This window comes from Clostridium sp. UBA2485 (assembly GCF_002341865.1).
Lineage (GTDB): Bacteria > Bacillota > Clostridia > Clostridiales > Clostridiaceae > Clostridium_J.
Genome location: NZ_DDOV01000117.1, coordinates 1 through 12769 on the forward strand (window position 1 = coordinate 1; position 12769 = coordinate 12769).

A 12769-nucleotide genomic window follows, 5' to 3' on the forward strand; every position below is an offset into this window, starting at 1 on the left:
ACGACTCTTACTATTCTATCAGCTTTGTTTTTTCTTGTCAACAGTTTTTTTAAGTTTTTTAAACTTGTTTAACTGTCTTTAATAAAAACTAAACCTCATCACCAAGATTTGTTTTTACATCTCTTAGGGACAAGCATTATTATATCAAAGCTACAATAACATGTTACTTAAAATCTTCTAATTTACATAAATTATATTTTAAATACTAGTTTTTCCTCTCTATTTCTAGAATTTATGCTTACTGATACACACGGTTAAGTATACACATATTTTTATAATTTTAAAGATAATATACTATATCTATATATAAATAATCCATTTTAACATTTAAAACATACCACTATATAAATGCTTTTCTAAAGTATATATGATAGTTATATTTGAGTTTTAAAATTGATATATCCTTATATTACTCTAAAAGCAATTTTTTAAAGTCTTTAAACACAATAACTAAGAGTATTATAGAAGGGATTAGTGCTATAGTTAATACATTTAAACTTACTATATTAGGAGTTATAACCATACCCGTAAAATTAAAAAATACATGTAGCAATATACTTGCCCAAATAGAATTTGTCCATACATATACTAAAGCTAACATTATAGCTAGTGGAAATGTATAAATAACCTGAATTATATTTCCATGCATTACTGCAAATATAAATCCTTGTATTAATATACTAGTAATTAGTGAAAGATTATCTCTTAACTCATTAAATATTATGCCTCTAAAAAGTATTTCTTCAAAAATAGGTATAAATATTATTCCACTAATTAAAGATAGAATACTTTCATTATAAACTGAAGAACTTACTATAGCATTATAGACTGAAAAAAATTTATAACTAAAACCAACAAAACAAGTGGAAATCACAGAGTAACATATAGATATAATTCCAATAAAAATTATACTTTTCATAGTTATATTACTAAAATTACATCTCTTCCAAAGATTATTCTTATTTTTTCTTAGAATCAATGTATAGATAATTAAGCTGATCATTGCTCCTATAGATACTGTTATTAAGAGATTTTTATCTATTCTTAATAGTACCTCTTTTAATTCTATATTTAGATAAGCATAATAAAATATTGAAGGTATAGTAACCAATAATATTGATAGAAATTGTCCTAATAGATATATGAATAAATATAATACTATGTTTGAGATTAATCTTAAATGACTTTCCATAACACTCATCTCCTGATAACTATTATACTGTTTTTATCTCTACCAGTTATATATAGTTCTTAAAATATTTCAATGAAGTCATAGCCCCTTAATTAAAATCTAATAATTATATTAAAAGCCTATAATTTATTTTCTTATTATTTAGATTTGATATTATTTGTGTAGAAAATGCTTTAATACTTATAAAAAAGAATTGACTATTTAAATTATAGTCAATTCTTTTAAAATTTATTATAAAATCTCATAATAAATTACTATATTTATTTTTATATTAATAGAGTAATAATTTAAAAACAGATATCATATTAAAAAACTATATTTTCTTATATTAATCTTATATGTGATTTGTCATCTCACTTATTTGCTTGTTTATATTATCAATTATGTGTTTATTAGCAGTTGATACTTATATTATTAATATATTCCTATCTACTTTTTTATTTTAAAGTCAGTATTTAATTGAAGGTTTTTAATCTGAGTATTAAAATCACTTTTTATCATACAGTTTATAATTGCATTATATTTGTTTTTTATTAATTCTATAGGTACAGGTTGAATCATAATGTTTCTTGTTTGACCTATTATATCACCATTATGATTATAGACATTTTTAGGAATGTAACCTATGTTCTTCTTATTCTCATTTATTTCTTCTATTTGAAGTGAAGAATATAGATTTCCTTATTGTGGTCTAGAAAGCATTCCATCCCATTCCTGTAAAATAGGTTTTAATATTTCTTGATTTTTAACCAATACTTTTACAGTTATTCTTTCTTTATTAATTTCTTTTACTTCAAAATTAGGATTAGATTTTATCTTTTCAACCTCTTCATCAAACTTTTCATGAATAACAAATGTTACAATTATACACTCTCCACTTTCTTCTAATTCAACTGGTACTGGTCTAGAGACTTGATCTTTTATTTCACTTATCATATTTTGAACATCTTGTAATGGCAAATTAGGTTGTGCATTTGCTATAATAATTAAATTTCTAACTATTATTGATGAAGCTAAAACAAATATTATTAATTTGTTTTTTTCATACTTTTCTCTCCTTCTCTATATAACTACCCTTTATATATTCTTTTGATATTTAATTATTTAGTTTCCACTTAATATACGTTATACAATATAAAAAGTTATTTTATTTAATCAATAAAAATCCTAAACATATTTTTACTAAATTCTAAATAAAGTGTTATACTATTTAGTAATAGATGGAATGTCATCTATTACCAAAACTGATTGAGAAGGTGAGAATATGGAAATTTTAAATGAAAATATGAAAGCTCCTGATTTTTCTTTACCAGGTAGTGATGGAAATACTCATAAATTAAGTGATTATATAGGAAAAAATGTAGTATTATTTTTCTATCCAAAAGATAACACTCCTGGATGAACAAAAGAAGCTGTTTCTTTTAAGGAGCATCTAAAAACTCTGGATGAGTTAAATACCATTGTATTAGGAATAAGTAAAGATAATTTAAATTCACATGAAAAGTTTATAAATAAACATGAATTAAACTACATACTTCTATCTGATGTAGATAAAGTTGTTTGTGAATTATATAATGTATTAAAAGAAAAAACTATGTTTGGTAAAAAATCTATTGGTATTGAAAGAAGTACATTTATAATTAATAAAGGTGGAAACATATCAAAAGTCTTTAGAAAAGTAAAAGTTGATGGACATGTAGAATCCGTAGTGGATTTTATATCTAATATGTAATAATTATAAAAAACCTTCCTCAAAATTGAGTGACGGTTTTTATATTTTTCTGTACTTTAAATCAATGTAACATATATAAGTTAAAAATTCTTAGAACATTAGTTATATATTCTTTTAAAGATAGACAAACCTAAATTAATATAAATAATTATTAACACAAGATAAAATATTATCCACATTATCAACAAAAATATTAAGAATTATAATATACTTACTTATAATAATATTAAAATTAACTTAGATAGTCTTTAAGGAGGAATTTATGTATATTATTGAGACAAGTAGATTAGGACTACGCAATTGGCTAGATACTGATATTCCAAAATTTGCTAAAATGAACAAAGACCCTAGAGTAATGGAATATTTTCCAAAAGTATTAACTGAAATTGAAACAAAACAAATGGTGGACAAAATCAAAATGCATATATTAAATAATGGATTTGGCCTATGGGCTGTAGAAATAAAGCAAACAAATGAATTTATTGGTTTTGTTGGATTATCAATTCCACAGTTTGAATCAAATTTCACCCCATGTGTTGAAATAGGATGGAGATTAGCATATAAATATTGGGGGAAAGGATATGCACAAGAAGCAGCTAAAAAATGCTTAGATTATGGATTTATTAATTTAGGTTTTAAAGAAATTGTGTCCTTCACCTCTGCATTAAATGTAAGATCAATAAATGTTATGAAAAAGATAGGAATGAAATATGCACAAGAATTTGAACATCCAAATATAGCACAGGTAAATAAGCTTAGAAAACATGTTTTATATAAAAAAGTAAGTGAAGATTAAAGTGCTAGTAGTAATAGATATATAACTTCTATATTTCAACGTATTTTATAAATATATATTGAATTTTTTATTTTAATTGAAATACTACTTAATGTAATTTAAAACACAGTTATTATTAATATTTTTTACCGAACCAAACACTATCTCCATAAGTAGTTATTTAATTTATGATTAATTTATATAATATTATAGCATTTGGTTCGCTTTATTTTAAAAATGATATTAAATTTAAAATAATGGATGTCTATTAATATTGGCACATTAACTTTAAGTTTGTATCAATAATTAATTCTGCCTCTGTAGCATTTTTTACATCTTCAATTGTAAATTCAGGATTTATTTCTTTTAAAACAATCCCCTCACTAGTAACTTTCATTACGCCCATTTCTGTAATTATTAAATCAACCTCATTAACTGCAGTTAAAGGTAATGTACACTTTTTTAATATTTTATAATTTCCTTTAGCAGTATGCTCCATAGCTACAATAACCCTTTTAGCTCCCACAACTAAATCCATAGCTCCACCCATACCTGGAACCATTTTACCTGGAATCATCCAATTTGCAAGGTTTCCTTTCTCATCCACCTGTAATGCACCTAGTACAGTTGCATCAACATGTCCTCCTCTTATTATTTCAAAGGACTCAGCACTATTAAAGAATGCGCCTCCCTCTTTTATAGTGACAGGTTGTGCCCCAGCATTTACAATGTTTTGGTCTTCTTTGCCAGCTTCTGGTGCAGGACCTAAACCAATAAATCCATTTTCTGATTGTAATATAACATCAATATCATTTGGAATATAATTAGCAACCATTGTGGGTAATCCAATTCCTAAATTTACAACATCACCATCTTTAAATTCTTTAGCAACTCTTTTTGCAATAACTTCTTTAATTTGAGATTTATTCATCCTTACACCTCCACAATATAGTCAACAAAAATACCTGGTGTATTAACTGATTCTTGAGAAATTTCACCAACCTCTACAATCTTCTCTGCCTCTACAATTACAATATCAGATGATTTAGCCATTAAATCATTAAAATTTCTTGTTGCTCCCTTATATAAAATATTTCCTTTTTTATCTACAACACTTCCAAAAATTAATGCAATATCCGCTTTTAAGGGTAGTTCAAGCAAATATTCTTTACCTTCTATTGTAAGTTTTTGTTTACCATCTTCTACGATTGTTCCAATACCAGTAGGTGTAACTACTGCACCTAATCCAGCACCATAAGCTCTAACCCTTTCAGCTAGTGTCCCCTGTGGAGAAAGCTCAACATCTAATTCCTTAGTATTCATTTGTCTGCCTGTTTCTGGATTAGTTCCAACATGAGATACAACAGCTTTCTTTACTTGTTTATTTACAATAAGCTTACCAAGCCCAACTTCTGGAAAAGAAGTATCGTTACAAATTATTGTAAGGTTCTTAGCACCACTTTCTGCCAATTTATCAAGTATTTTATTTGGAGCACCGGCCCCAAGAAATCCCCCCACCATAACGATCATCCCATCTTTTATCATCTCTACTGCACTATTCATTGAAATAATTTTGCTCAAATTGCTACCTCCTACTCAAATATAAATTCAATTTAAAACGAACTTAGAATTTTAAAAATGATACAGGGCAGTATGTGCTAATATCCTACTACCCTCTATTAAACTAAAATTTATTTAATACAATTTATAATGATATTATTCTTAAAACTATAGCTACTATAAGCATTACTATAGTACATGCAAATGCAAATGGAATGGTTTTCTTTTGATGTTCTCCAATATCTACACCTGCTAATCCAGTTAGAAGAAATGTAGATGCCGTTAATGGACTTATAGGAAATCCTGTTGTCATTTGTCCAAGGATTGCCGCTCTACCAACCATAATTCCTTGTACTCCAAATTGATTTGCACTACTTGTTAACACTGGTAATACACCAAAGTAGAAAGAGTCAGGATCAAATAATAAGCTGGCTGGCATAGAAATTACCCCTGTAATTACCGGTATTAGTCTACCTAAAGATGGTGGTATCATATCAACTACAACTTCCGCCATAGCAGTAATCATTCCTGAGTCTTTCATTATTCCTGTAAAACATCCTGCTGCAAATAAAACACTAGCCATCATTAAGGCCTCTTTTGCATGTGCATCTATACGTTCCTTTTGTTCTTTTACAGATGGATAATTGATTACTAAAGTAATACATAATCCAAGCATAAATACTACATGTGGCTGTAATTTGTTTGTAATCATAATAGTGATTGCTATAACTATTAATAAAATATTAAATAAAAAAAGTTTTGGTCTTGCAAGTTTCGCTTTTTCCTCATTAACCTTTTCATCGACTTCTATGATTTTTGTATTTTCAATATTTCCAATATGTTTTGCTTCTTTTTTTCCTAGTAAAAAAGCTACTATAAGTACAAATATAATACCTGCTAAGAATGGAACTAACATTGGGTTAAATAATTCAGTTGGAGTTACTCCTAATGATGAAGCCGCACGAATAGTTGGTCCGCCCCATGGCAATATATTCATAGTACCAGCTCCCAGTGCAACAATGGTAGCTAAAGTTGTTCTTCTCATTCCAAGTTCATCGTATAGTGGAAGCATTGCTGGTATTGTAATTAAAAATGTAACTGCCCCTGAACCATCAAGATGTACAAGCATTGCTAAAACTGCAGTTCCTATTGCAATCTTCACTGGATTCTTGCCAACTACTTTAATAATTCTCCTTATGATTGGGTCAAATGTTCCTGCATCACTTAATACCCCAAAGAATAAAATAGCAAAAATAAACATAACCCCTGTTGTTGATATACTTTTAATTCCACTAGTCATAAATTCACCAATTTCTAGCCCAAAACCACCAATAGCTGCTGTAACTACCGGAACTACAATTAATGCTACTGTTGGTGATGCTTTTTTTGTCATAACTAACACAAGTAATAATATAATTGTTAAAAGCCCTAAGAATGCTAACATAATTTACCTCCTATATTTTTCATTTCAGATCACGTCCTAAGTAACAGCTACAATATTTATGTTACCTATTAAATAAATAGTTATTTAGCTTTTATTTTTACTAGATTTCCATTTCCATTAAAGCCATAACAAGAGCTTTTCCATGTTTGTCATGAGCAAGACTTCTTGTAACTCCACCACCTAAAGTCTTATCAAGAACAAAATTCATAGCACAAATACTATCGATCTCATATCTTACTACTTCACCCTTGCAAATTTCACTAAAATATTCTTTAACTTTTTCTGCAGTAACTTTTTCTTTTAACATAGGATAATCTTCATCTCTGTATGCAATAACAGAAATGTTCGAAATATCACCTTTATCACCAGTTCTTCCATGTGCAACATCTTTTAATTTCATATTATTATACCTCCTGATAGCTTACTTCTATATTTACGATATCTCTAGGAACGAATATTGAGCAAACTGAAACAACTTCTACTACTTTTTTAGTTGCTCCACCACCACCTGCAGGGCCATTAGTGTAAAGAGTCTCAACTTCATTACCAATTAAAATAGCATTTTCTCTATCTTTAGTCCTTCCACTTATACGAAGTCTAATCTCTGGGAATACTTCTGGAGCATACTGACTAGAGATTTTTGTTTTATATAGTGAATTAAAACCAATATAGTCAATTCTTAATTCTTCTATTTGAACACCAGTTAGTTTAAGCCTTTTTTCAACAATATCAGCAGCAAGTTGAGCTTTTGCTAGAGCATTTGTACCGCCATAACTAATTTCGCCTTCGCCAATAAAGCAATCTTTGTAACCTATGCTCACTTTTAGAGTTTCAGGTACTCCTTTAGAATTAGCATTTTCAACTTTAACTAAATCTTTACCTTCTTGAGTGAATGTTACATGAGAAAAATCGGCTATAGCATCTGGAGTCATATAAGCTTCTGGATTATGTATTTCGTAAATCATTTGCTCTTTACAAGTGTCAGTACTAACTAATCCACCAGAACCTTCAACCTTAGTTACAGTAAATTTACCAGTTTCATCGATTTCAATTATTGGGAATCCCAATATTTCAAGGTTTTCAACATCTTTAATACCAGGATCTGCGTAATAGCCCCCAGTAACCTGTCCACCACATTCAAGTAAATGACCAACTAAAACTGCTTGTCCTATTTCATGAGTATTATCATTAATATTCCATCCAAACTCATATCTTAAAGGTCCGATAGAAAGTGCAGGATCAGAAACACGACCTGTTATGATTATATCAGCATCATTTTCTAACGCTTCTATAATTCCTTCCGCACCAAGGTACACATTAGTAGATAAAATAGATTCTTTAATATCACCAAGTTTACAATCTAATTCAAGAACATCGTTATTATAATAATCTGAAATTTTTGGAAGTATATCATCACCTGTAACAGCTGCAAATTTTAAGCCTGTAATTCCAAGTTCTTTAGCTATTTTTATACTTGCCTCAACAGCTGAAACCGGATTAGCAGCCCCCATATTAGTAATAACTTTAATTCCCTTTTCTTTTGCAAGTTTAAGAATTTTTCTCATTCTACTTTCAAGTAATTGATTATAACCTTTTGTAGGATCTTTAAGCTTATCCATTTGCCCAATAGCTATAGTTCTTTCAGCAAGACATTCAAAAATTATATAGTCAACATTTCCTTTTTCCATTATTTCTACTGCTGGCTCAATACGATCACCTGCATAGCCAGCACCACTTCCAATTCTAATTTTTTTCATAAATAATTACTCCTTTCAAATTAAGTAATAATGCTCTGTATGATTAAATTAATCACTCTAGCAATTAGTATACATATTATAAAAATCAATTTTCACTATTATTAATTTACAATATACATAGCAATCTCAAATATTATTTAGTGGCCACTAAATTTAAATAAAGTATATGTAAAGGTTTGTAGTATAATTTCTTAATATATACTTAAGCAATTTATATGCCAAATTTAGAATATCTAGAAATGCCTTAAAACCGAGAATATATTGCAAATGAAAAGGTTATTATTCTTAAATTTAAGAATAATAACCTCGAAATTTTAACTTATATATTTAAAAATTTGGTGAACTCATTATTAATTATAATTTCTTAAATTTAAGAATAAAAGTATACTACTTTCCTAAATTTAAGAAATGCAAATAACTTTTAACTAAGCTTATAATAAAGAGTTGATAAAGATATCCCTAGATGCTTAGCTGCCTCTTTCTTCCCATCAACAGTATCACCAAAATATTCAATTGCTTTATTAATTTCTTCCCTTTCAAACTTCTTAATCTTATCAGAAAGCTTATAAAATTTTGGTTCCGATTCTTTTGAATTTTCAGTAATAGGAGCCGGTAAATTTTCTTCTCTTATAAAACCATCTGTAGCCATTATAGATGAAAACTCAAGAACATTTCTCATTTCTCTTACATTTCCAGGCCAGTCGTAATTATAAAGTGAAGCTTTTGCCTTGTCTGTTAAAGATATCTTTCTTCTAAGCTTATTACTTAACTTTTGTAGATAGAAGTCTAATAAATATGGTACATCTTCTCGTCTTTCTCTTAAAGGTACTATATGAATAGGGAAAACTGCAATTCTATAATATAGGTCCTTCCTAAACTTACCCTCTTCAATATATTTCATTAAATTTACATTACAAGCACAAATAACTCTAACATCTATGTCAATTTCTTTAGTTCCTCCAATTTTTCTAATAGTCCCTTCTTGTAATACACGTAATAATTTTGCCTGTAATGAATAATCCATTTCAGATATTTCATCTAAAAATATCGTTCCTTGATTCGCACTTTCAAACAAACCAATTTTTCCGCCCTTCTTAGCTCCAGTAAAAGCCCCATCCTCATATCCAAACAATTCACCTTCTAGCATTGTAGGTGTTAAAGTTGAACAATTTATAGCTACAAAAGGATATTTGCTTCTTTCACTTTCATTATGTATAGATTGTGCATATACTTCCTTACCACTTCCACTCTCACCTTCAATAAGCACAGAAACATCTGAATGTGCAATTTTTTGTGCTATATTTTTAGTAAGTATTGAAGTATCATTTACAGCGATAATATTCTTAAAAGTGTATTTAGTACCATTTGTACGATGAATTTTCTCCATTAAATACTTGTTCTTTTTCTCTAGCTCTTTAATTTTTTTACTTAAATAGACAGCATCTTTTAAAAATGTAACTGTTGATATACCTCCAATTGTCTTTCCATCTGAAATAATAGGAGATATATTACAAAAATATTCATCATTATTTTCTTTACGTAGAACTCCTAACTTAGCTACTCCTGTTTCCATTACATCTTGTATCAGGGAGCCTGGACGAATATCCCTTATAGGTAATCCTTCAACATCATTAAGATTTTTACCTATAAAATTTGAATAAGCCTTATTGAAAAATAAGATATTTCCTTCTCTATCTACAATTAGTACTCCTTCATTTAAAGAATTGAATATTTTCTCCATCCATTCTGTAATCTTCATTAGGCATCTCCTTTTTAATATAATCTTATGTTATTAAATACATACTATATTTTTTGCTTATTATACTAGTTATTCTTTTTTAGAAATTCATTAGTATTTAATCCAAATTGTTGATTAAACTTTCTTCTTTTCTGAAGTTTTTATTTCATCGACTATTTTTTATACTTCATACTATAGTTAATATTATTATATATTTATTCTTAAATATTACAAACACATTATAATATATTTATAAATTGATTTATAGATAAACTACTTTTAAAATTAATGTATATCTCTATGGTATTTTAATTCACAATGCAAAATGCACAATTAAGACCAGCTAATAATAGTCAAGTATAATGTAAAAAAAATTTTCCCTTGAAAAATGGGTATGACAAAAAGACCATTTTAAAATACGAACGATTACAAAAAATGGACTTTTTATACAGCGACAGCTATCGCTTTATTTTCTAAAAACATTTGTTTGTGAATTCTAGGATCTCTTAGTTCAAAAGGTTTTTGATTTCTAAGTGTTGCAAAAATATAGTTTAATATTTTATGCATTATAGCAACTAATGCTACTTTTGACTTCTTGCCTTTAAGATTTGTTTGATAGTAATCTAATAAAACTTTATTAATAGGAACTCCGTTACGACTTTTTCTTATGGAGGCTAATGCAACAGTATATAAAGCTCGTCTTCCAATACGAGTTCCACGTTTAGAAATTTTATTTTGGTTACCTTTAAAATTACCAGATTCATTAACAGAACTGTCTATCCCAAAGAAAGCAACTAGATGTTTAGGTTTTATGAAACCATTAATATCACCTATTTCAGCAACTAGGGTAATAGCAGTTAATCCACCTATACCAGGAATTGAAGTTAAGAGTTCAATATTAGTTCTAACTTGTTTTGGAAAGTTGGTAGAATTAATTAAGTTTTTTACTTCATTTAACAAGTTAAGTGTTTCAGATTCTATAGCATTGATTAATGCTATTTTACTGGTGATTTTAATTGATATACCCGATAAGGGTAATCCAATAACATTAGCTTCAGTTGCAATATTATATAAGTTAGAGTAAATTTTTTCAGCCCACAAAACACCTTTTTTAGATTTAGTAATAAGTATGTCTAAAATACCATCTTTGGGTGCGTCTAGCACTGCTTTAGGTGATGGATATTTACTTAATATAGCAATTGAACTAGGAGAAGTTGTATTTGAGAATACTGTATTGTAACCTGGAAAAATCACTCTTAAATCAGCAGATAATTTTTTCTTAAATGTTGAACAAGTATCAGTTAATTTATAATATTCTCTTATAAGAGATCGTAATAAAAATATATCTAGACTAATTCCTTGTGAAAGTTTAATATTTTGGAATTTACCTATTCTGGCAATAGATAAAGCATCTTTTTTATCATTTTTCACTTTTCTTATATCTCTATTTTTGTTACAATTAGTAATGAGTGGATTGATAACAAATGTGTTATCAAAGTTTTTATTAAGAAAGTGGAAAAGAGATAAGTGGTACACACCAGTGGACTCCATGAAAATGCCAGTTTTCATGTTAAACTCTTCTTCTGCTTTTTTTATTTCTTTCAATAAATAATTAAAACCAGAAACATCATGCTTTATCTTAAATGATTTCTTATAAATATCACCATTAGGTGCAAGTATTGCAACATATGAAAAATCTGCTGAAACATCAATCCCTACTACAGGATTATTAAAAAATTTGGACATTGTATATATCTCCTTTGAATTATATTTGAGATAGAATAGAAATTCCAATCTATCAGATAGCTTATAACCTTGTCTGTGACACGGGTAATTCCCAAAAGGAAACCCAACCAGCTAAACATAGAATTCTACCTGATGGAATGATACGCTTATTTACGGGCATGAGCACTACGTGCTTCCCAGGTGGAATACATCTATCATCTATTCAGGAGTATTATACTAAAAAATATTTAATTTGGTTAGATTCCCGATAGGGATCTTAATAGAAAACTAATTAAAAAATTAAACTAAAGATATGCTGTTTACACCTAAAGGTGTTGTATGAAAAATATTAAATTTAAGAATGTTAATAAAATAATGTGATTCAATGTTCGTTAGAAATGAGATTAGCTTTCTATCAAATATTGTAACTACATTATACAAGGTGGAAATTTTTTTGATCAAAATAATTTCTTTAATGGATTTTTTAGCTAGCAATACAATTGCTAGTGTTTTATTGTAGGGACGAACAGTGTTCGCCAGTTCTTTTTAATACGTCTTATAGTTTAATATTTATTCAATAATATATGGCGAACACTGTTCACTGCTAGGGTTAATCAATTCTAAATTTCTCAGTGGTAACTGAGAAATATCTAAAATTGTGAATTTTGAACTGTGAATTTTGAATTTAGTAGTTTTAGTGACAATACCAATAAGTGTTAATTATTCTCAGAGATAGATTAAATTTAGAAGTGATATATCTATAATATAAAGCTAAAATATAAAATTTTGCATAAAAAAATAACCTAGATTATTAATCTAGGTTATTGGTGGCTCGAGCAGGAATCG

Annotated in this window: 11 protein-coding genes; 2 read left to right on the top strand and 9 right to left on the bottom strand. The window is 28.0% G+C overall.

Annotated features, from left to right (window positions below; genetic code table 11):
• Positions 1 to 409: 409 nt before the first annotated feature.
• Positions 410 to 1192 carry a CPBP family intramembrane glutamic endopeptidase gene (locus tag B3603_RS21600; protein WP_291568868.1) on the bottom strand — a complete coding sequence of 261 codons (783 nt, stop codon included), beginning with the start codon at positions 1190 to 1192 and terminating at the stop codon, positions 410 to 412.
• A 681-nt stretch (positions 1193 to 1873) separates the two neighbouring features.
• Positions 1874 to 2152: a hypothetical protein gene (locus B3603_RS21605; RefSeq protein WP_291568871.1), complete on the bottom strand. Its 279-nt coding sequence runs from the start codon at positions 2150 to 2152 to the stop codon at positions 1874 to 1876.
• Positions 2153 to 2456: 304 nt separating this feature from the next.
• Here B3603_RS21605 and bcp point away from each other — a divergent pair, with 304 nt between their 5' ends.
• Positions 2457 to 2924, top strand: coding sequence for a thioredoxin-dependent thiol peroxidase (bcp, locus tag B3603_RS21610; protein WP_291568873.1), 468 nt, complete (start codon positions 2457 to 2459; stop codon positions 2922 to 2924).
• Between the two features lie 262 nt (positions 2925 to 3186).
• Positions 3187 to 3720 carry a GNAT family N-acetyltransferase gene (locus tag B3603_RS21615; protein ID WP_291568874.1) on the top strand — a complete coding sequence of 178 codons (534 nt, stop codon included), beginning with the start codon at positions 3187 to 3189 and terminating at the stop codon, positions 3718 to 3720.
• Positions 3721 to 3967: 247 nt separating this feature from the next.
• Here B3603_RS21615 and B3603_RS21620 read toward each other — a convergent pair whose 3' ends face one another.
• From B3603_RS21620 to B3603_RS21650, 7 genes are all read right to left on the bottom strand, one after another.
• Positions 3968 to 4630: a 3-oxoacid CoA-transferase subunit B gene (locus B3603_RS21620; protein ID WP_291568876.1), complete on the bottom strand. Its 663-nt coding sequence runs from the start codon at positions 4628 to 4630 to the stop codon at positions 3968 to 3970.
• Positions 4631 to 4632: 2 nt separating this feature from the next.
• Entirely contained in the window at positions 4633 to 5280 is a 648-nt protein-coding gene (locus B3603_RS21625) for a CoA transferase subunit A (RefSeq protein WP_291568878.1), read from the bottom strand.
• A 124-nt stretch (positions 5281 to 5404) separates the two neighbouring features.
• Positions 5405 to 6703 carry a CitMHS family transporter gene (locus B3603_RS21630; protein ID WP_291568880.1) on the bottom strand — a complete coding sequence of 433 codons (1299 nt, stop codon included), beginning with the start codon at positions 6701 to 6703 and terminating at the stop codon, positions 5405 to 5407.
• A gap of 100 nt (positions 6704 to 6803) precedes the next feature.
• Positions 6804 to 7103, bottom strand: a complete 300-nt coding sequence (locus B3603_RS21635) for an AtuA-related protein (RefSeq protein WP_291568882.1) — start codon at positions 7101 to 7103, stop codon at positions 6804 to 6806.
• A 4-nt stretch (positions 7104 to 7107) separates the two neighbouring features.
• A complete protein-coding gene (locus B3603_RS21640; RefSeq protein WP_291568884.1) occupies positions 7108 to 8460 on the bottom strand; it encodes an acyclic terpene utilization AtuA family protein in 1353 nt (450 codons plus the stop codon).
• Between the two features lie 421 nt (positions 8461 to 8881).
• The gene (locus tag B3603_RS21645) at positions 8882 to 10219 is read right to left on the bottom strand and encodes a sigma-54 interaction domain-containing protein (RefSeq protein WP_291568886.1); all 1338 of its coding nucleotides are present in this window, start codon (positions 10217 to 10219) and stop codon (positions 8882 to 8884) included.
• A gap of 423 nt (positions 10220 to 10642) precedes the next feature.
• Positions 10643 to 11944, bottom strand: a complete 1302-nt coding sequence (locus tag B3603_RS21650) for an IS110 family transposase (protein WP_291568889.1) — start codon at positions 11942 to 11944, stop codon at positions 10643 to 10645.
• Positions 11945 to 12769: the final 825 nt, after the last annotated feature.

Bases quoted from the DNA above. Each gene is read 5' to 3' on its own strand.
- B3603_RS21645 (WP_291568886.1), bottom strand. From the start codon at position 10,219: ATGAAGATTACAGAATGGATGGAGAAAATATTCAATTCTTTAAATGAA.
- B3603_RS21615 (WP_291568874.1), top strand. From the start codon at position 3,187: ATGTATATTATTGAGACAAGTAGATTAGGACTACGCAATTGGCTAGAT.
- B3603_RS21630 (WP_291568880.1), bottom strand. From the start codon at position 6,703: ATGTTAGCATTCTTAGGGCTTTTAACAATTATATTATTACTTGTGTTA.
- B3603_RS21650 (WP_291568889.1), bottom strand. From the start codon at position 11,944: ATGTCCAAATTTTTTAATAATCCTGTAGTAGGGATTGATGTTTCAGCA.
- B3603_RS21600 (WP_291568868.1), bottom strand. From the start codon at position 1,192: ATGGAAAGTCATTTAAGATTAATCTCAAACATAGTATTATATTTATTC.
- B3603_RS21620 (WP_291568876.1), bottom strand. From the start codon at position 4,630: ATGAATAAATCTCAAATTAAAGAAGTTATTGCAAAAAGAGTTGCTAAA.
- B3603_RS21635 (WP_291568882.1), bottom strand. From the start codon at position 7,103: ATGAAATTAAAAGATGTTGCACATGGAAGAACTGGTGATAAAGGTGAT.
- B3603_RS21640 (WP_291568884.1), bottom strand. From the start codon at position 8,460: ATGAAAAAAATTAGAATTGGAAGTGGTGCTGGCTATGCAGGTGATCGT.